The following is a 19,394-nucleotide window of genomic DNA, read 5'->3' as shown; positions in this document are numbered from 1 at the left end:
TTTAAGCTCGCGCTCGTGGACTTGCCCGTCATGCCGCCGGTGCGGCCGATGCTCGCGAAAGCGGTGCACGAGGTACCTCGTGCCCCGGGGCTGCTGTACGAGCCCAAGTGGGACGGTTTCCGCTGCGTGGTGTTCCGCGACGGCGACGAGATCGAGCTCGGCTCCCGTAACGACCGCCCGCTCACCCGCTACTTCCCGGAGCTGGTGGAGCTGCTGGCCGCCGCGCTGCCGCCCCGCTGCGTCGTCGACGGCGAGATCGTGCTGGTCACGCCGCAGGGGCTCGACTTCGAGGTGCTCCAGCTGCGGCTGCACCCGGCGGCTTCGCGCGTGCGCAAGCTCGCCGAGGAGACGCCGGCCAGCTTCATCGCCTTCGACCTGCTCGCCCTGGGCGACACGGACCTCACCGAGCAGCCCTTCCGCGAGCGGCGCAAGCAGCTCGAAAGCGTGCTTTCCACGAGCGCCGAAGGCCTGCAGCGCGTCCACCTGACCCCGCTGAGCGAAGACCCGGCGCAGGCGGAGGACTGGTTCACCCGGTTCGAGGGCGCGGGCTTCGACGGCGTCATGGCCAAGCCCGGCGACCTGCCGTACGAGCAGGACAAGCGAGTGATGCTGAAGGTCAAGCACGAGCGCACGGCCGACTGCGTCGTCACCGGCTTCCGCTGGCACAAGGACGGCGTCGGCGTCGGCTCGCTGCTGCTGGGCCTGTTCGACGACGAGGGCGTCCTGCACCACGTCGGGGTGGCCAGCAGCTTCACCAAGGCCCGGCGGGCCGAGCTGGTCGAAGAGCTGGCGCCGCTGCGCGAGAACGCGCTCGAAAACCACCCGTGGCGGTCCTGGGCCGAGTCTCATGCCGCCTCCGCGGAGAAGAGCACGTCGGCGGGGTACGAGCCCGAGCCGGGGCGGCAACCGGGCGCGAACAGCCGGTGGGCCCCGCAGAAGGATCTGTCCTGGGAGCCGTTGCGCCCGGAGAGGGTGGCGGAAGTCCGCTACGAGCACCTGCAGGGCGGCCGGTTCCGGCACGGCGGGCGGCTGGTCCGCTTCCGCCCCGACCGCACGCCGGAGTCGTGCACGTATGCCCAGCTCGACGAGGCACCGCCCGCCGAGCTCGCGAAGCTGTTCGGGGAGGCGCGATGAGCGGGGCGGTCCTGCTCGACATCGACGGCGTCGAGGTCAAGATCAGCAGCCCGGACAAGGTGTACTTCCCGGAGCGCGGCGAGACGAAGCTGGACCTCGTCGAGTACTACCGGGCGATCTCCGGGCCGCTGCTGGCCCGGCTCGGCGGCCGTCCGCTGCTGCTGGAGCGCTACCCGGACGGCGCCGGCGGCAAGAACTGGTTCCAGAAACGCGTCCCGAAGGGCGCGCCGCCGTGGCTGACCACCACCGTCGTCTCGACGCCGAACGGCACGACGAGCGACGCGCTGGTGGCGAAGGACCTGGCCCACATCCTGTGGGCGGTGAACCTCGGCTGCCTGGGCTTCCACGTCTGGCCGTACCTCGCCGACACGCCCGAGGTCACCGACGAACTGCGCGTCGACCTCGACCCGTCGCCCGGCATCGGCTTCGACGAACTGCGCGAGGCCGCGGTGCTGACCCGGGAGTTCCTGGCCGAGCACGGCATCGAAGGCCACCTGAAGACGTCGGGATCGCGCGGGCTGCACCTGTACGTGATGGTGGAGCCGCGCTGGGACAGCTTCCAGGTGCGGGCCGCGGCGGTCGCGCTGGCGCGGGCGCTCGAACGCCGTCACCCGGAGAAGATCACCGCGCAGTGGTGGAAGGAAGAACGCGGCACGCGCGTGTTCGTCGACTTCAACCAGAACGCCCCGCACAAGACGGTGTTCGGCACCTGGTGCGTGCGCCCGCGCGTCGGCGGCCAGGTGTCGACGCCGATCGGCTGGGACGAGCTGGCCACCGTGGAGCCGGACAAGCTGACCCTCAGCACGGTGCCCGCGCGGGTGGCCGAGCGCGGCGATCCGTGGGCCGGCGCGGGGGAGCGGCCGCAGTCGATCGAGCCGTTGCTGGAAATGTCCGAACGCGACCTGGCGGCGGGGCTGATGGACGCGCCGTGGCCGCCGGTGTACCCGAAGATGCCCAACGAGCCGCCGCGGGTGGCGCCCAGCCGCGCGAAGAAGGCGTGATCAGGGCGGCGCGAGGCGTGGGTGGAGCTGGGTCCACGCGAGGAGCGCCACCAGGGCGGTCAGCCCGAACACCGTCGCGGATCCGAGGCCCGCAGCCGCCGCGCCGGCCAGCGGGGAGGCCACCGTCTGGCCGGCGCCGAGCCCGGCGAAGGACCACGTGATGCCCCGCGCGGGCCGTTCCGGGGCCAGGCGGGCCGCCCACAGGATGCACAGCCCGGTCAGCGCCATGTAGGTGCCGCCGAAGAGTGCACTGGACAGCAGGGCGACGGGCACGCCGGGGTGCGGCAGCGCGAGGAGCGCGATCCCCGCGGCCGCCAGGGTCCAGGTCACGAGGCTGACCGTCCGCAGGCCCGCGCGCCCGGCCGCCCGGCCCGCCAGGCCGCCGAGCAGCCCGGCCACGCCGATCGTGGCCCAGCAGCAGGTCGCGGCCACCGGGCTCAGCCCGGTTTCGGCGAGCCGGGAGGTGGAGAACGTCCAGTACGGCGCGCTCGTCACGCCGATCAGGACGGAGTTGACCACCAGCGGAACCGTCCCGCGGACCGGACCGGTGTCCGCCGGCGCCCCGGCGGGTCCCCGGGGCAACGTCCGCCACGCGAGGAACGTCACCGCCCCGCCGAGGGCGGCGAACGCGGCCCAGATCACCGGCCAGCCGAAGGCCAGCAGGGGAGTGAACGCCGACGCGGCCAGCCCCAGGCCGGTCCCGGTGTTGGCCCAGGTCTGCGCCCGGTCGCGGGTGCGCGCCCCGGCCGTCTCGCCGATCAGCTGCGCGACACCCGGCGAGACGAGCCCTGCGCCGGCACCCGCGACGGCGATCCCGGCGCCGAACACCGCGACGTGCGGGGCGAGCGCCATGAGCGCGAGCCCGGCGGTTGCCGCCATCGCGGCCAGCAGCACGGTGCCGCGCGCCGACCGCGCGGACGTTCTCGGCGCCAGCAGCAAGCCGAGGCCGTACCCCGCGGTGGAGAGGCCGCCGAGCACGCCGGCGCCGACCGTCGTCAGCCCGAACGTCTCGGTGAACCGCGGCACGAACGGCCCGTACGCGTAGCGCGCGAACCCGTAGCAGAGGGCGATCACGGCCGCGCCGACCGCGGCCGTGGACCACCAGCTGTCCGTCTTCGTTCCCGTCGCCATCAACCCCACCGAACAGACAGGTCTGTCTGCTGTCAAGCGATGGTAGGATCACCGCAGGTAAACACGCATACCGACCTGTTCGGAGGAGTGCTGTGGGCCGGACCCGTCCCGGCGATGCGGGCGCGAAGGTGCTCAAGGCCGCCTCGACGCTGTTCTACCGCGACGGCATCCACGCCGTCGGCGTCGACACGGTGGCGGCCGAGGCCGGGGTGACGAAGGCGGCCCTCTACGGCAACTTCGGGTCGAAGAGCGGGCTCGTCGTCGCGTACCTGCGGGAGCGTGACCGGCGGTGGCAGGAGGAAATCGACCGGATCACCGCCGCGCACCCCGATCCGCGGGCACGGGTGCTGGCGGTCTTCGACGCCTACGAAGCCTGGCTTGCCCGCGACGGTCACCGGGGCTGTGCCTTCTTGAACGCGACCTCGGAGTTCCCCGACCGCGCCGATCCGGTTCGCGAAGTGGTCCGGCACCACAAGACCGCGCTGCACGGCTACCTGCGGGCGCAGCTCCAGCGCCACGAACCCGCGCGGGCCGGCACCCTGGCCGACGAGCTGATGCTGCTGCTGGAGGGGGCGGCGGTCACGTCGGTGGTCGCCGGGAACTCGCAGCCGTTCGACACGGCGAAGCGGCTCGCGCGCGCGTTGACCGCCTAGACCTCCAGGTCGAGCGCGAGCTGGCCCCGGTCCTCGCCGATGCCGGACAGGGTCGCGACGCACGCCGGGCACGGCGCGAGCTCGGACGTCGTCAGGTCCACGGGCTTCCAGCTGCGGGACTCCCGCGCCCCGCAGGCCGACCGCCGGTACCGGAGGTCGCCGGAGCGGGTCATCAGGTGGGCCAGGGGGACGTCTTCGGGCAGCACGCCGACCAGGTACCAGCGTGGTGCGCTCACCGCGGTGGTCGTCATGGCGGTCAGTGTCCGTCGCGAGGGCCCCGACGGGAGCGCATTTGCCGATCTTCGGCGTGGCGGCGCGGTCAGGCCTCGTCGGGCAAGTAGCGCAGGATGTGCAGCAGGCCGCGTTCGTCCACGGTGCCGGGGTCTTCGGCCAGGCAGCGGCCCAGGTCGGCCAGCACGGCGTCGGTGTCCAGGCCGGCGCCGATCAGCACCAGCTCGGTGCGCCGCGGCTCGCCCGGCGGCCAGGCCGAGCGTTCCAGCTGCACGAACCCGCCGACGGTGTGCAGGTGGAAGCGCGCTTTCGGGCCGATCGGGCCGAAGTCGGCCCGGCCCTTCATCCGGTAGAGCCCGGCCGGCCGCCGCTCGAGGAAGTCGACGAAGGCGCGCGGCGCGAGCGGCGTCTCGGCGGTGAAGGTGACCGTCTGGTACTCGGCGTGCAGGTGGTGTGCGTGGTCGTGGTCGTCCTCGCGCAGGTCGTCGAACGACAGCTGCCCGGCCCGCTCGCCGCGGGGTTCCGGGTCGAAGAACAGCCGCGGGTCGACCCGGCCGTGCTCGGTGACCAGCAGCGGGCGGCCAGGGGAGAGCTCTTCGACGGTCGCGGTGAGCTTCGCGAGCGCTTCGGCGGGCACCCGGTCGGCCTTGTTCAGCACCACGAGGTCGGCCAGCCGCAGGTGGTCGGCCAGCTCGGGGTGCCGTTCGCGGGCGGCTTCGAACTCGGCGGCGTCGACGACCTCGGCCAGCCCGCCGTAGCGGATGTCCGGGTTCTCGCTGGCGATCATCAGCCGGATCAGGTCCCGGGGCTCGGCGATGCCGCTGGCTTCGACGACGATGACGTCGATGCCCGCCTCGGCGCTCGACAGCTTGGCGAGCATCGCGTCCAGCCCGCGCGCGTCGACCGCGCAGCACAGGCAGCCGTTGCCGAGGGAGACCATCGTGTCGACCTGGCCCGCGACGGCGAGCGCGTCGACGTTCACCTGCCCGAAGTCGTTGACCACCACACCGACCCGGGCGCCCTCGCGGTTGGCGAGCAGGTGGTTGAGCAACGTCGTCTTGCCCGCGCCGAGGAACCCGGCGACGAGGACCACGGGGATGCGCCTGGCCTTCACGAAAACCGTTCCTCCTCTGCCGATCACCGCGACTCTAACGCGGGCGCGCGTACACCGGTGGCCGCCCCCGGTGAAGGCCGCTCGACGAATGCCCACGAAAAGACGAACGGCGGCAGGCGGAAAAGGATCACGGCGCTTTGCCCGCCCGCAGTGATCGATTGACGGAAAACGCGCTGCGCCATGTCCGAATAACGCTTGGTAGCAGTTATTTTTTCAGCGGGGACGCGGTGTTCGCCGGTATTCCGGGATGGTCGGGAAGTCGTTCCCGACTGGCGGAGCCCTGCTTCGCGGAACGTGGGGTATCCTCCCCCGCCTGGCCGGAGTTCCCAGGGCAGTGGGGACTTCGGCGGGCAGTGTCGTCGGCGACCCTCGGAGGAACGGTGAATCTTTTCGTCGGGCTGCAGATCGCGATTTCGGAGAGTGGGGAACCGCGGTGACCGTTACACCCGAGCGGGTGACGGCCTCGCTGCCGCTCTACCCCCAGCGCGTGTCGGAAGAGCAAAGCGTCAATTCCGCCGAAGCGGAGGAATTCCTGGACCGGATGTTCGCCGAAGGCGCGGCGGAAGAGGGCGCGCGGTTCGAGGACCGGCTGGCGCAGGTGCGTGCGGAAATCATGGAAACCGGTACCTACCGGCACACCCCTGCCGAGCTGGCGTACGGCGCGCGCATCGCGTGGCGCAACTCGGCGCGCTGCATCGGCCGGCTGTACTGGCGCAGCCTGCGGATCCGGGACCGCCGCCGGGTCACCGACCCCGCCGCGATCGCCGGCGAGTGCGTCGCCCACCTGCGCCAGGCCACCCGGGGCGGGCGGATCCGGCCGACGGTCACGGTGTTCGCGCCGGACACCCCGGACGCGCCCGGCCCGCGCATCCACAACGAGCAGCTCATCCGCTACGCCGGATACCGCTTCGAAGACGGCTCGGTCCTCGGCGACCCGCGCTACACCGAGTTCACCGAGCAGGTGCGGGAACTCGGCTGGCGGCCGCCGGAACGAAGGGGCTCCTTCGACGTCCTGCCCCTGCTGATCGAGGCCACGCCCGGCGAGCCGCGGCTGTTCACGCTGCCCCCGGACGCCGTCCTGGAGGTGCCGCTGACCCACCCCGACCACCGCTGGTTCGCCGGGCTGGGGCTGCGCTGGCACGCCGTGCCCGCGATCAGCAACATGCCGCTGGAGATCGGCGGCGTCACCTACCCGGCCGCGCCGTTCAACGGCTGGTACCTCGGCACCGAGGTCGGCGCCCGGAACCTGGCCGACGAGCAGCGCTACGACCTGTTGCCGGTCATCGCCGAGCTGATGGGCCTGGACACCGCGTCCGAGCGCACGCTGTGGCGCGACCGGGCGCTGGTGGAGCTGACGCTGGCGGTGCAGCACTCCTTCGACGCGGCCGGCGTCACCATGGCCGACCACCACACCGAGTCCCACCGGTTCCTGTCCCACCTGGAACGCGAGGAGCGGGCCGGGCGCCGGTGCCCCGCGGAGTGGAGCTGGATCGTGCCGCCGATTTCCGGTGGGCAGACCGCGGTCTTCCACCGCTATTACGACGAACCGGACCCGACGGAGCGGCCGGCTTTCCTGCCGCCGCCGTGAGGATGCGGAGAGTAGCGTGGAAGCGCCCGTTCGGCGGATCGTGCGCAACCCGCGGGGCAGTCCGGTCCCGGAGGGCCGACAATGGAACGCATGACCGCAGTCCTCGTCGCCTACGCCGGGCGTCACGGCGGAACCCGGGAGATCGCCGAGGTCATCGCCGCCGAACTCGGTGAAGCGGGCCTGACCGTCGACGTGCGCGACGCCGCCGACGTCGCGGGCGTCGAGCACTACGCCGCGGTCGTCGTCGGCAGCGCCCTGTACTACCGCCGCTGGCGGCCGGAGGCCGTCCGGCTGCTGGAGCGCAACGCGCGGGCGCTGGCCGAGCGTCCGGTGTGGTTGTTCCACAGTGGGCCGTGCGGCCCCGGCGCGGCCACGCACCAGGTCAGCCTGCCGGCGAACGTGGCGCTGCTGGCCGCGCGCATCGACGCGGAGCGCACGGCCACCTTCGGTGGCCGGCTGGACCCGGCGACCGTGCGCGGCCTGATCCCGAAGCTGCTGGCCTCGGGCCGGCGCGCCGGCGACTTCCGCGACTGGGACCGGATCAAGGCGTGGGCCCGGGACGTCGGCCGCCGGGTCCGCACCCGCGTCGCGCTCTGATCCTCTTGCCCGCCGGGGGTGGTGGGTGATAGACCGGGCCCGAGGTCTTCCGGTGGGAAACCGACGGAACGGGGCGAACGTGACGGATCGGAAAGCGCTTACCTCGGACCAGCGCAACAGTTTCCTCGCGGCGCTGCTCGGCTGGAGCATGGACTCGTTCGACTACTTCCTCGTCGTCTTCGTGCTGGCGGACATCGCGAAGGACGCCTCGTTCGGCGCGACGGCCACCCAGCTGGCGTTCATCACGACGGCGACGCTGGTGATGCGCCCGGTCGGCGCGCTCCTGTTCGGCCTGTGGGCCGACCGCGTGGGCCGCCGCATCCCGCTGATGGCCGACGTCGTGCTGTACTCCGTGGCCGGCCTGCTGTGCGCGTTCGCCCCGAACTTCACGGTGCTGCTGGTGCTGCGGTTCGTCTACGGCATCGGCATGGGCGGCGAGTGGGGCCTGGGCGCGGCGCTGGCGATGGAGAAGATCCCGGTCGAGCGCCGCGGGTTCTTCTCGGGCCTGCTGCAGGTCGGCTATTCGATCGGCTACCTGCTGGCGGCGCTGGCGTACCTGCTGTTCCATTCCGCGCTCGGCCTGCCGTGGCGCTGGATCTTCGTGCTGAGCATCTTCCCGGCGCTGATCAGCCTGCTGATCCGCGCCCGCGTCCGCGAGTCGGAGGTGTGGGAGACCGCGCGCGAAAAGCTGAAGGTGACGCGGACGTCGGTGAAGGACATCCTGGTGAACCCGAAGGTGATCCGCCGCTTCGGGTACCTCATTCTGCTGATGACGGCGTTCAACTGGATGAGCCACGGAACCCAGGACGTCTACCCGAGCTTCTTGAAGGCCCACGACAACGGCGGCGCGGGCTTGAGCGCGGCGACGAGCACGTGGATAGCGGTGCTGTACAACATCGGAGCCATCATCGGCGGCCTGACCTTCGGGACGCTGTCGGAGAAACTGGGCCGCCGCCGCACGATCGTGACGGCGGCGGTGCTGGGACTCCCGGTGATCCCGATCTTCGCGGTGGATCACGGGGCGGGGATGCTGGCGCTGGGCTCGTTCCTGATGCAGATCATGGTGCAGGGGGCGTGGGGCGTGATCCCGGCCCACCTGACGGAGATGTCCCCGGACGCGATCCGCGGCTTCTACCCGGGGGTGACGTACCAGCTGGGGAACCTGCTGGCGGCGCTGAACCTGCCGATCCAGCAGGCGATCGCGGAGTCCCACGGATACACCTCGGCTCTGGTGTGGACGGTGGTGCCGGGGTTGATCGCGGTGGCGGTTTTGACGGCGATCGGGAAGGAGGCGAAGGGGATCAAGTTCGGCGAGTCCGCGGTGGCGACCGCGCCGACGGGTTCGAAGTGAACGGGCGAATCAGGCGGGGCGTTCGAAGGTCCTCAGCACGTCGGCCGATCCGATGTACCCGGTTTCGATGGCGTGGCGAAGCAGCATTGTGATGGTGTCGTGCTTGTTTCGGGCGACGAGTTGCGACGCCAGACGGCGGAGCCCGTCGAAATCTTCCGCCTCGATGGCCTGTATGACAAAAGCAACGAAGAAGACGAGGTTCTCCTGTTCGGCCAGCCAGCTGAAGGCGGGTTCGAAGGTTGCTTCCTTGTCCCTCTGGTGAGGACGTCTGAGGCCGAACAACGTTGCGTAGACGACGCGGTCGTCGCCGCTTTCCATTGCGTGCCGAAGAAGGCTGCTCAGCTGGTCGAGGCTCAGGTGCTCGCGTGAAGATGTTGTGATGGCATTGATCATCTTCTGCTGGCCCTGATCGATGGCGGTCACGGCGAGGTCGTGGAGGTCCGCTGAACGACCTAGGTCGGACAGTGCCGTTGTCACAAGGTATATCGAGCTCAGGTTGGAGTCGGAGATCGCAGTGCGAGCAAGATCGGAGATGTCCTCGAACCGGTCGCCCTCGGAAAGCGCCAGGACGGCATAGGCCATCACTTCTTCGTTGCCGGCCTGCTCCGCGTTTCGAAAAATTTCTCCCACTTCGGCAAAGCGGCCCAGCTTTCCGATGGCCATGGCCGCCGGTCCGAGGGCCATTTCGTCTCCGGTCTCGAAAGCGTGCCGGAAGAACCCCTCGGCCACTTCGAACCGGTCGGCGTCGTAGGCGCCGAAGCCGACCGCAACGGCATCCGGGCCGGAGCTGAGGGAAAGCAGCACCTCCCACGTGCGATCGGGGACCGGCGAGTCACGCAGCGGGCTGGTGCCCTCCTGTGCCCGGTCGACCAGGTAGTCCGAAGCCAGGTAGCTCCCGTCGGTCCGGGGCTGCAGGCACGAACTGGCGCCCAGCACCGGCCGGGCCGCCCACTCCAGGCCTTCGGCGACCGGCGGGAGATCCGGACGCTCGCACCAGGGCGTGGGCAGGTAGTGGCGGTACAGCTCGGCGAGCGTGGCACTCGGGACAGGTTCGGCGTAGCCGGCTCGCCGGCAGTCGACCGCGGCGCTGATCAGTGCCTGACCGACGTAGAACAGCGGGCTGTCGCCGACGGACCACCGTTCCAGCATCGGCATGCCCGCCGCCAGGTACTCCGCGAACCCTTCCGAAGCCTCGAGAGCCCGGCCGATCCGCGGATCACCTGCCTGCGCGGTCCTCGCCCGTTCCTGCTCGGCTTCCGTCAAGCGCTGCTCGATGGCGATCAGGTGACTCGGCGGGATGCTCGCGATCAAGTCCGCCGCCGCCTTGTTGATCGCCCCTTCGACCGTGCGGTGCACCGCGAGCTCGTGGTCGCGGATGGTGGCCACCATGCACACCGAGGGGGCCAGCCGCTGGAACAGGCCCACATCGAGCCCACCGGGGACCAGGAAGCGTTCCAGGTCGTCGAGCCAGACCACGGTGTCCGTGAGGCCGGATTCGGCGATCTTCCGCAGTGCCGGAGCGTCGACGGGGACCAGCAGATCATGGCCGGGACGCAGCCGGCGCACCGCCTCGGCAGCGGCCCTGCTCTTGCCCGCGGCGGCACGGCCGTGCAGCAGCACCAGGCCGCCAGTGGCGATTGCCCACTCCAGGTCCTCGTCGCGGTCGCGGGCCACGTACCGGGGGAGGTCCCGGCCCTCGGCGTCGAACGTGTCGACCGCCCGCTTGACCCGCAGCGCCAGCAACGACACGTCGGCGACCTTCGGCAGCCGGTCGCCGTCGAGGTGCAGCGCGCGGCCCACGTACACGCTTTGCGAAACCGCAGGCTTTCGGCGTCTCAGCTCCACCAAGGAGAAAACGACCGCCGCAACAGCGGCGAGCCAGCTCAGCGCCTCGAGCGTCTTCCGGACGGGCCCACCGTCCGCCACGAGCCAGCCCAGCCACCCCGACCACAGCGCCACCAGAAGCAAGACCGGCACGAGGACGGCCAAGCCGAGGCGAACCCAACGGGACTTCACGGCGTCACAAGCGCCGCTTCGTAAGCGAAGATCGTCAACTGCACCCGGTTCGACACATCCAGCTTCGCGAACGACCGCGTGATGTGCGTCTTCACCGTCGCCTCGCTGAGGAACAGCTCCGTCGCGATCTGGGCGTTCGGCTTCCCCTGCGCCACCGCCGTCACGATCTCGCGTTCCCGCTCACTCAGCAGGTCCAGCTTCGCCTGGGCCCGCGACCGCCGGGGGTTCGCCCGTGCCGCCACGAACTCGCCGATCAGCTGCTTCGTCAGCCGTGGCGACAACATCGCGTCGCCGTTCGCCACCACCCGGACGCCTTCGATGATCTCCTGGGGCGAACCTTCCTTCAGCAGGAAGCCGCTCGCGCCCGCCGCCAGCGCCTCGAACACGTACTCGTCCAGGTCGAACGTCGTCAGGATCAGGACCTTCGGCGGCCTGGGCTGGGCCAGCACCGCCGCCGTGGCCACCAGGCCGTTCATGCGGCGCATGCGGATGTCCATGATCACCACGTCCGGCGCGTGCCGGGCGACCTGCTGGACCGCTTCGTCGCCGTCGCCCGCCTCGGCCACCACCTGCAGATCGGGCGTGCTGCCCAGGATCATGGCCAGTCCGGTGCGGACCAGCGGGTCGTCGTCGACGAGCAGTACGCGCACGCTCACCCGCCCATGCTAGGGCGCCGGCGCCACCCACGGCAGCCAGGCCCGCAGCGCGAACGCCCGCCCGTCGACCGGGCCCGCCGACAGCGAACCGCCGAGGAGCGAAACGCGCTCGTTGACGCCGGTGAGCCCGGTGCCCGACCCCGGCGACGGCACCGGGTGCGCCGGCAGCGGGTTGGCGACCTCCACCGACAGCCCCGCGCCCGGACCGCCGCGGACCAGCACCTCCGCCGCCGCTCCCGGTGCGTGCCGCAGCACGTTGGTCAGCGCCTCCTGGAGGATCCGGTACGCCGCCGTGCCGAGCGGAGCCGGCGCCGCCGACGCCTGGTCGAGCAGGATCGTCACGTTGACGGCCAAGCCGGCCTGCCGGGCACCGGTGATCAGGTCGGGGATGTCGGCCAGCGTCGGCTGGGGCGGTTCCGCGGGCCCGCCGGGTGCCCGGTCGGCGAAGCCCGCGCCGCGCAGCACGCCGATCACCTGACGCAGGTCGTCGAGCGACTGCCGGGCGGTGGTCCGCACCGTCTTGGCCGCCGCCACCGCGTCCGGTGTCGTGGCCGCGGTGACCTCCAGCGCGCCCGCCTGCAGCGAAAGCAGGGACAGCCGGTGCCCGAGCACGTCGTGCATCTCGCGGGCGATCCGCGCCTGCTCCTCGCGGCGCGCGACCTGGTCGCGCAGGGCCGCCTCTTCGGCGGCCAGCCGGCGCTTCTCGGTGAGGCTGTACCGGACGATCCCGAGGGTGAGCGGGACCGCCGTGTAGATCGCCGCGGTGACGACGACCCCGATCAGCTTGGCGCCGGTCGTCTCGGTCGAGATCCAAGCCTCGGCCAGCGACAGGTCCGGGGACCGGCTCGCGTCGCGCCACACCGCCAGCGCGGTCGCGGCGAACGTGAGCGTCGCCGCGCCCCAGCGCCACCAGCCGGCGAAGCGGGTCGCGAGCGCGGCGAGCGCGATCAACGCGGCCAGCGAGTCGGACACCAGCAGCAACGGCGGCACCACCGCGATCCCGGTCACCACCAGGGGCCAGCGCCACCGCCAGACCAGCATGACTGCCGCGCCGAGGCCGAGCAGCCAGCCGAGCACCGCGGCCACCGACGCGTGCACTTCGTCGGTCCCGGGCAGGCTGACCTCCAGCACCACGTTCACGATGCCGGTCAGCACGCTCGCGGCGACCGCCAGCACGGTGCACACCACGCCCAGCACGGACCGTCCCATGCGGGCCAGCCTACGAGGTGGCCACCGCGTCTTCCTCAGCCGTTCCGCTCGTTCACCACCCGGCCGGTGACGACTTTCGTCGTACCGGGTCGATGCGTGCGGACGACGCGGGCGGCGCCGCGCCGCTGGTTTTCTTCTCGCCGTCGAGAAGAAGCGAAAGGAACCCCGATGACCGACTACACCCCGATCCAGCAGCACGCCGCCCCGCCGGCCGCGCCGCCGCGCAACGGCCTGGGCACCGCCGGGTTCGTCCTCGGCCTGATCGGGCTCGTGTTCGCCCCGATCCCGCTGGTCGGCGTGGTCGCCTGGCCCTTGGCCGTGCTCGGCCTCATCCTGTCGGCGGTCGGCGTGGCCAGAGTGCGGTCCGGGAAGGCGACCAACAAGGGACTCTCGATCGCCGGCGTCGTCGTGTCGGTGCTCGCTCTCGTCGTCTGCATCCTGTGGCTGGTGGTGATCGGCAAGGCGATCAACGACGTCAACGAGCAGGCCACCCAGCACCACACCATCGTCTACCAGGTGAGCGGCGACGCGAAGGCCGTCGACATCGACTACAGCACCTTCGACCGCGACACGATCCTGATCAACACCGAGACCGGCGCCGCGGTGCCGTGGACCAAGACCGTCGAGGCCACCGGATTCCTCGCCGGTGCCCAGTTCACCGCGACCGCCGGGCCGGAGGGCGGCACGGTCGGCTGCAAGGTGATCGTCGACGGCAAGGAAGCCAAGACGGCGACCGCGGCCGGAGCCGGGGCCGTCGCCAGCTGCACCGGCTTCTGAACCGCCTGGGCGGCACGGAAGACGAGGGTGGGACCCGGCCAAGAGGCGGGTCCCACCCAGGGGTTTCAGCTGCAGTGCTCGAATTCGCTGTCGTAGGCCTGGCCGCCGGCCGCGCCGCCCCACTTCACGCACTTGTCCGCCGCCGCTGCCTTCACCGGACCGGCGAACCAGGAGAACGAGCCCGAGTCGGTCTGCCGGGCCGAGCCCTTGACCTCCAGGTAGGCCGAGGTCGCGGTGGCCGTCCCGGCGGAGGCGCTCTTCATGGTGCTGACGCAGTTCTGGCCGTTGGCCGCGTTGTACGACAGGTACACCGTGCCGGCCGCGCCACCGGTGCCCAGCGGCGCCGAGTCGATGACGCTGTAGCCGCCACCGCAGGCCGGGGCGCCGAGCGCGGTTTCGGTGACCGTGGCGAAGCGGATCGCGTCGTAGGGGTGCTCGGTGGGGCCGACTTCGAACAGCACCCCGACCGACGACTGCGACAGCTGCACCATGTCCGAGTACGCCGCGCCCGACCCCCACACGAGCAGGCTGCCCGCGTTGCCGGTCCAGTTGGCGCCTTCGTCGAACGACGAATGCACACGCAGCTCCGCACGCTCGCCGCACACGGACGGTGCGGCGAACAGGATCCGGTTGTACTTGCCACCGGTGTCGGTGGCGCTCATCCGGGCCGTCGAGCCCTCGACCGTCGGTGCGACGAGGTCGGTGGCGAAGCCGAACTTCGAGCTGAACGTCTCGCCGCCGTCCGAGCTGATCGCGAACGCGCGGTTGCGGGTGCCGTCTTCGAGGCACTTGTTGCCGTCGTTGGCCTGGTTGCGCGCGGCGGCGTAGATCCGGCCGTCCCGGAGCTCGGTGACGCTGATCTCCTGCGGGTTGAGCGCACTCGTCGCCGGCTTGTCGGTGGCGCCGAGGTGCCAGGTGCTGCCCTGGTCGTCGCTGTAGACCAGCGCGCCGATGTTCGAGTAGCTCATCCCGGCGACGAGCCGGCCCTTGTGCGCGCCCCGCGTCAGCACGATCCCGTGGGACGGCCCGGTGGCCAGCCAGCCCGGCGCGGTCGAGAAACCGAGCTCCGTGGTCAGCGTCTTCGGCGCCCCCCACGTCTTCCCGTTGTCCTCGCTGATGGACACGCGCGGGACCCGGCCGCAGTCGGGGTTGGTGTAGCACTGCATGGTCGACAGCAGCACGATCCGGTTGCTGCCCGGGATGACGATCGGCGCGGGGTTGCCCTTCGTGTCCCCGAACGCGGTGATGACGGTGTTCAGCGCACCCCACGTCTTGCCGCCATCGGTGGAACGCTTCATCACGAGATCGATCTTGCCCAGGTCGGCGCAGGCGTGGGCGCCGCTGTTGCGGCCCTCGGCGAAGGCGAGCAGATCGCCGTTGTTCGCCTTGACGACGGTGGGGATGCGGTAACAGTCATGACCTTCGGTGTCCTTGGTGAACACCGGCGTGCTGGCCACATCGGCCTGGGCGGACGCGGCGCCGACGGCCGCCGGGACGGCGAGGGCAGCGCACCCCAGCAGCCCGGCGAGCAGCCCTTGGGCGAGTCGGGTGATCTTCACGGTTCGAGCTCCCTACGGATTCGTGTCTTCGTCTCCCCGGGAGCGTCGACGCGGTCCGTACAAGAGCTGTACAACAATGCGTATAACGAACTATACGTGTCCGGGAGGCGAATTTCAGGTGAACGCGACCAGGGTCCCGAACCCGGTCGCCAGCACGAGAAGCGTGGACAGGAGCCCCAGGAGCAGGGCACGGCCACCGCTGCGCAGCAACGCGCCGAGCCGGACGGCGCAGCCGAGGCCGAACAGCGCGCCGGCGAGCAGAAGCGTCGACGCGGTTTTCGCGACGTCGAGCACGAACGCGGGGACCAGGCCGGTGCTCCGGACCGCGACCATCGCGAGGAACCCGAGGACGAACAGGGGCACGAGCGGGGCGTGCGTGTCGCGGCGGCCGCGTTCGGCGGCACCGACGAGCGCGACCACCGGGGCGAGCAGGACGACGCGGCTGAGCTTCACCACCACGGCGATCCCGACCGCGGCGGCGCCCGCGGGGCCGGCCGCCGCGACGACCTGGGCGACTTCGTGCACCGAGATCCCGGCCCAGCTGCCCGTCCGGACGGCGTCGAGGCCGAGCGCGTGGGCGAGCAGGGGGAGCGCGGCCAGTGTCAGGCTGCCGAAGCAGGTGACGAGCGCGACGGCGGTGGCGACGTCTTCGTCGTCGCGCTCGACCACGCCTTCCACGGCGGCGATGGCCGAGGCTCCGCAGATCGAGAAGCCGGTGGCCACCAGCAGCGCGAGCCCGCGCGGCACCCGGACCAGCCGGGCGAGGCCGAGCGTGCCGAGGAAGGTGACCGCGACGGTCAGCACGACCGCGGCGAGCGTGCCGGGGCCGAGCGCGAGCACCGTCGGGACGGCGAGCTGCAGCCCGAGCAGGACGACACCCGCGCGCAGCAGGCGTTTCGTGAGCCGGGCGACGGCAAGGCGGTGTTCCTCCGCCAGCACCGGCGTGCTGCCGACGGCCACGCCCAGCACGACCGCGACGGTGAGGGCGCCGACCACCGGCCACGCGGAGCTGAGCGCGTACGCCGCGGCGACACCGAGCCCGGTGATCGCCAAGCCGGAAGTCTTCGCCGTCGTCAGTGCCATGCTTCCAGCGTCGCCGCTGCCGGGCGTGCGCGGTAGCCGTCGGTGCGTGCTGAGGTCATAGACTGAAGCTATGACCGGACCCGATCTGGACTCGCTGCGCCTGCTGGTGCTCGTCGACGACCTCGGCAGCATCGGCCAGGCGGCCGGGGCGCTCGGCATCGCCCAGCCGTCGGCGAGCAAGCGGCTGTCCACTTTGGAGCGCCAGCTGGGACTGTCCCTGGTGGACCGGACCCGGCGCGGTTCGGCGCTGACCCCGGACGGCCGGGTGATCGCGGGCTGGGCGCACCGCGTGCTGACCGAAGTGGACGGACTGCGCACCGGCGCGGAGGCCCTGCGCACCCAGCGCGGCGCCCAGCTGCGGGTCGCGGCGAGCATGACGCTGGCCGAGCACTTCGTGCCCGCCTGGATCGGCGAGGTCAAGCGGACCGGGCCGGACACCTACGTCGGGCTCGAGGTGGTGAACTCCGAGCAGGTCGCCGACCTGGTCGCGCGCGGCCGGGTGGACCTGGGGTTCGTCGAGTCGCCGGGGCCGTGGCCGGGCCTGGCCACCCGCCGCGTCGCCGCGGACCGGCTCGTCGTGGTGGTGCCGGCCGGGCACGCGTGGGCCCGGCGCCGCCGTCCGTTGCGGGCCGCCGAACTGGCCGCGACGCCGCTGGTGGTGCGGGAGCCGGGTTCGGGAACGCGGGACACGGTCGAGGCGGCGCTGCGGCGGGCCGGCGCGGGCCCGGTGACGCCGTTGCTGGAACTGGGTTCGGCTTCGGCGGTGCGCAACGCGGTGATCGCGGGCGCCGGACCGGCGGTGATCAGCGACCTCGACGTGGTCCGCGAGGTGGCCGGCCGCCGCCTGGTGCCGGTGCCGGTGGACGGCGTCGAACTGGGCCGGGTGCTGCGCGCGGTGTGGCCGGCGGGGCGCCGGCTGACCGGCCCGGCGGCGGACCTGCTGACGCTGGCGGTGAAGTCCGGTTCCTAGCCCGCCGGATGCCGCCTCCGGTCCGGCGCGGGTGGCGAGGGGCAGCCGGCGGGGTGGGGGAGCGGCCTGCGGGGTGGTGTAGCGGCCGGGCGCTACCTCGGCCGAGGAGGTTGCCTTGCCCTCGATCGAGCGGCGATATATCGTGTGAGTGTCGCCGATACGACAGGAGGGCATCATGGGGATGAGCGCGGGAGCGGACCGGATGTTCGGCGGGTTCGGGGGGCACCTGGGGCACCACGGGCACGGCTTGCCGGGGCACGGTGGGTTCGGGCACCTGGGGGCCGGGCATGTGCTCGGGCACCTCGGGGCGGGGCTCGGCGCGCTGGGCCACGGGCACCCGGAGCCTGGTGTGCCGGGGCACGGCCACCTCGGGGCGGGGCACGGGGTGCCGGGGCATGGGCATCCAGGGCCCGAACATGGCATGCCGGGGCACGGGGACCTGTGGCCGGAGCACGGGATGCCGGAGCACGGGCACCCCGGGGCAGGGCATGGGCACCTCGGCCCGGAGCAGGACGTGCCGGGGCAGGAAGACTGGGCGGGTGGCCCCGAGCTGGCGCGCGGATTCCCGCCGCCACCGCCGCACCCACCGCACCCGCCCCAGCCGCCGGGCGGGCCGGGCTTCCCCGGGTTCCCGGGTGGCCCGGGCTCGTTCGGCGGCCCGGGTGGCTGGTTCGGCGGGGGCGGGGCGTTCCAGCGGGTCCGCGAGTTCCGCGGCGGCCGCCCGCACGCCCGCCCGGTGCGGCCGGCGGTGCTGGCGCTGCTGGCCGAGGAACCGATGCACGGGTACCAGCTGATGCAGGAGATCCGCCGCCGGACGCACGACCGCTGGCGGCCCAGCCCGGGCTCGGTGTACCCGATTCTCCAGCAGCTGGAGGACGAAGGCCTGGTCCACACGGTCGAGACGGCCGGCCGCCGGGTCGCGGAGCTGACCGACGCCGGGCGCGAGCACGTGGCGGGCCGCGAGGAAGAGCTCGCGGCGCTGTGGGCGGAACCGGAGGAGGAGCCGGGCGCCGACCGGTTCGCGGCGCTGTGGCACGCACTGGGCGAGCTGTCCGGCGCGGCGGCCCAGGTCGGATACAGCGGCAACGACGCCCAGGTGGCCGAAGTGAAGAAGATCCTGGCCGACGCCCGCCGCCGGGTGTACGCGGTGCTCGCCGACGCGGGCTTGGAGGACGAGGACGCCTGAGTGCCGCCGCACTTGCCGGGCAGGCGGTGCGGAAGCGATTCCGCACCGCCTGCACCCGGTCGCAGCGTCCACATCGGACTCTTCGCCCGGCGGGTACGCTTGCCCCATGGAGGAGAAGGACTTCGCCGCGCACTTGACCGCGGCCATGACCGGCAGCGCCCTCACCATGCTCCTCGGCGTCGGGCATCGCACCGGCCTCCTCGCCGCCGCCGCGCTGGGCCCCGCCACCAGTGCCGGGCTCGCCGCGCGGGCGAACCTCCAAGAACGCTACGTCCGTGAGTGGCTCGGCGCCATGGTCACCGGCGGCATCTTCACCTACGACGGCCGCGAATACACCTTCCCGCCGCAGCACGCCAAGTTCTTGCTCGGCGAAACCGCGGCGAACCTCATGCCGTCGTTGCTGACGCTGTCCGCGTTCACCGGCATCCTCCCGGAACTGGAACGCGCGTTCGCCGAAGGCGGCGGCGTCCCGAGGTCGGCCTACGGGCCCCACCTGGAAACCCTCGGCGCGAAAACCGGCGACAGCTGGAAGCACGTCTACCGCGAACACCTCGTCGACGGCTTCTTCGGTGCCGTCCCCGGGCTGAAGGAACGGCTCACCGACGGCGCTCGGGTGCTCGACCTCGGCTGCGGCACCGGAAACGCCATCGCCGTGGCCGCGCGGGCCTTCCCCGCCTCGCACTTCACCGGTCTGGACATCAACGCGAGCGTCGTCGAACAGGCCGGCCGAACCAAGCCGGTCAACGCCGAATTCGTCGTCGGGGACGCCGCCGAGCTGAGCGCCGATCCGCCCTTCGACGTCATCACCGCCTTCGACGCCGTCCACGACCAGGACCGGCCGGACGTCGTGCTGCGCCGGGTCCGCGAAGCGCTCGCTCCGGACGGGCTGTTCTTCATGGTGGACACCAACTTCTCCAGTCACCTGGAGCAGAACGTCGGCAACCCGCTGGCGGCCCTGACCTACTCGATCAGCCTGATGTACTGCACGACCACGTCACTCGCCGAGGGCGGCGCCGCGCTGGGCGCGGTGTGGGGCACCGAAAAGGCGGTGGAAATGCTGGCGGACGCGGGGTTCCGGCACGTCGAAGTGCTCGGCTCCCCGCGCCCGCAGAACTGCATCTACGCCTGCCGCCCGTGA

Annotated in this window: 18 protein-coding genes; 10 read left to right on the top strand and 8 right to left on the bottom strand. The window is 71.9% G+C overall.

The window, feature by feature from the left end; all coding sequences use genetic code 11:
- Positions 1–15: 15 nt before the first annotated feature.
- Positions 16–1,134 (top strand): ATP-dependent DNA ligase, encoded by a 1,119-nt coding sequence (locus ACWEGE_RS14500; protein WP_449660913.1) that lies wholly within the window; start codon positions 16–18, stop codon positions 1,132–1,134.
- Positions 1,131–2,135, top strand: a complete 1,005-nt coding sequence (gene ligD / locus ACWEGE_RS14495) for a non-homologous end-joining DNA ligase (RefSeq protein WP_449660912.1) — start codon at positions 1,131–1,133, stop codon at positions 2,133–2,135. The genes ACWEGE_RS14500 and ligD overlap by 4 nt, the downstream gene beginning before the upstream one ends.
- On the opposite strand, the gene ACWEGE_RS14490 is transcribed toward ligD, so the two are convergent.
- Positions 2,136–3,266, bottom strand: a complete 1,131-nt coding sequence (locus ACWEGE_RS14490) for an MFS transporter (protein WP_449660911.1) — start codon at positions 3,264–3,266, stop codon at positions 2,136–2,138.
- Positions 3,267–3,358: 92 nt separating this feature from the next.
- Here ACWEGE_RS14490 and ACWEGE_RS14485 point away from each other — a divergent pair, with 92 nt between their 5' ends.
- Entirely contained in the window at positions 3,359–3,919 is a 561-nt protein-coding gene (locus ACWEGE_RS14485; RefSeq protein ID WP_449660910.1) for a TetR/AcrR family transcriptional regulator, read from the top strand.
- Here the strand turns inward: ACWEGE_RS14485 and ACWEGE_RS14480 are convergent.
- Together ACWEGE_RS14480 and ACWEGE_RS14475 are read right to left on the bottom strand one after the other, a co-directional pair.
- Positions 3,916–4,170: a hypothetical protein gene (locus ACWEGE_RS14480; RefSeq protein ID WP_449660909.1), complete on the bottom strand. Its 255-nt coding sequence runs from the start codon at positions 4,168–4,170 to the stop codon at positions 3,916–3,918. The genes ACWEGE_RS14485 and ACWEGE_RS14480 overlap by 4 nt on opposite strands.
- A 68-nt stretch (positions 4,171–4,238) precedes the next feature.
- Positions 4,239–5,264: a CobW family GTP-binding protein gene (locus ACWEGE_RS14475; protein WP_449660908.1), complete on the bottom strand. Its 1,026-nt coding sequence runs from the start codon at positions 5,262–5,264 to the stop codon at positions 4,239–4,241.
- 454 nt (positions 5,265–5,718) lie between these two features.
- Here ACWEGE_RS14475 and ACWEGE_RS14470 point away from each other — a divergent pair, with 454 nt between their 5' ends.
- From ACWEGE_RS14470 to ACWEGE_RS14460, 3 genes are all read left to right on the top strand, one after another.
- A complete protein-coding gene (locus ACWEGE_RS14470; RefSeq protein ID WP_449660956.1) occupies positions 5,719–6,852 on the top strand; it encodes a nitric oxide synthase oxygenase in 1,134 nt (377 codons plus the stop codon).
- A 90-nt stretch (positions 6,853–6,942) separates the two neighbouring features.
- Positions 6,943–7,449, top strand: coding sequence for a flavodoxin domain-containing protein (locus ACWEGE_RS14465; protein ID WP_449660907.1), 507 nt, complete (start codon positions 6,943–6,945; stop codon positions 7,447–7,449).
- Positions 7,450–7,528: 79 nt separating this feature from the next.
- The gene (locus ACWEGE_RS14460) at positions 7,529–8,800 is read left to right on the top strand and encodes an MFS transporter (RefSeq protein WP_449660906.1); all 1,272 of its coding nucleotides are present in this window, start codon (positions 7,529–7,531) and stop codon (positions 8,798–8,800) included.
- Between the two features lie 9 nt (positions 8,801–8,809).
- Here ACWEGE_RS14460 and ACWEGE_RS14455 read toward each other — a convergent pair whose 3' ends face one another.
- From ACWEGE_RS14455 to ACWEGE_RS14445, 3 genes are read right to left on the bottom strand one after another with little or no spacing between them, the layout of a single operon-like run.
- A complete protein-coding gene (locus tag ACWEGE_RS14455) occupies positions 8,810–10,789 on the bottom strand; it encodes a hypothetical protein (RefSeq protein WP_449660905.1) in 1,980 nt (659 codons plus the stop codon).
- Positions 10,790–10,812: 23 nt separating this feature from the next.
- Positions 10,813–11,472, bottom strand: a complete 660-nt coding sequence (locus ACWEGE_RS14450; protein WP_449660904.1) for a response regulator transcription factor — start codon at positions 11,470–11,472, stop codon at positions 10,813–10,815.
- A gap of 9 nt (positions 11,473–11,481) precedes the next feature.
- Entirely contained in the window at positions 11,482–12,681 is a 1,200-nt protein-coding gene (locus ACWEGE_RS14445) for a sensor histidine kinase (protein ID WP_449660903.1), read from the bottom strand.
- Positions 12,682–12,849: 168 nt separating this feature from the next.
- Between ACWEGE_RS14445 and ACWEGE_RS14440 the strand changes: the two genes are divergently transcribed.
- Positions 12,850–13,458: an MmpS family transport accessory protein gene (locus tag ACWEGE_RS14440; RefSeq protein WP_449660902.1), complete on the top strand. Its 609-nt coding sequence runs from the start codon at positions 12,850–12,852 to the stop codon at positions 13,456–13,458.
- Between the two features lie 65 nt (positions 13,459–13,523).
- On the opposite strand, the gene ACWEGE_RS14435 is transcribed toward ACWEGE_RS14440, so the two are convergent.
- Positions 13,524–15,017 (bottom strand): sialidase family protein, encoded by a 1,494-nt coding sequence (locus tag ACWEGE_RS14435; protein ID WP_449660901.1) that lies wholly within the window; start codon positions 15,015–15,017, stop codon positions 13,524–13,526.
- Positions 15,018–15,131: 114 nt separating this feature from the next.
- Positions 15,132–16,100 (bottom strand): YeiH family protein, encoded by a 969-nt coding sequence (locus tag ACWEGE_RS14430; protein WP_449660900.1) that lies wholly within the window; start codon positions 16,098–16,100, stop codon positions 15,132–15,134.
- Between the two features lie 70 nt (positions 16,101–16,170).
- On the opposite strand from ACWEGE_RS14430, the gene ACWEGE_RS14425 reads away from it, so the two are divergent.
- From ACWEGE_RS14425 to ACWEGE_RS14415, 3 genes are all read left to right on the top strand, one after another.
- On the top strand, positions 16,171–17,070 hold the full coding sequence (locus ACWEGE_RS14425) for a LysR family transcriptional regulator (protein ID WP_449660899.1): 900 nt from the start codon (positions 16,171–16,173) through the stop codon (positions 17,068–17,070).
- Between the two features lie 175 nt (positions 17,071–17,245).
- Positions 17,246–18,256: a PadR family transcriptional regulator gene (locus ACWEGE_RS14420; RefSeq protein WP_449660898.1), complete on the top strand. Its 1,011-nt coding sequence runs from the start codon at positions 17,246–17,248 to the stop codon at positions 18,254–18,256.
- 106 nt (positions 18,257–18,362) lie between these two features.
- On the top strand, positions 18,363–19,394 hold the full coding sequence (locus ACWEGE_RS14415) for a class I SAM-dependent methyltransferase (RefSeq protein WP_449660897.1): 1,032 nt from the start codon (positions 18,363–18,365) through the stop codon (positions 19,392–19,394).

It is taken from the genome of Amycolatopsis sp. NPDC004747 (assembly GCF_053601335.1).
The sequence above is the reverse complement of the archived record's forward strand: the minus strand, read 5'-3'. Positions and strand labels throughout refer to the sequence as shown.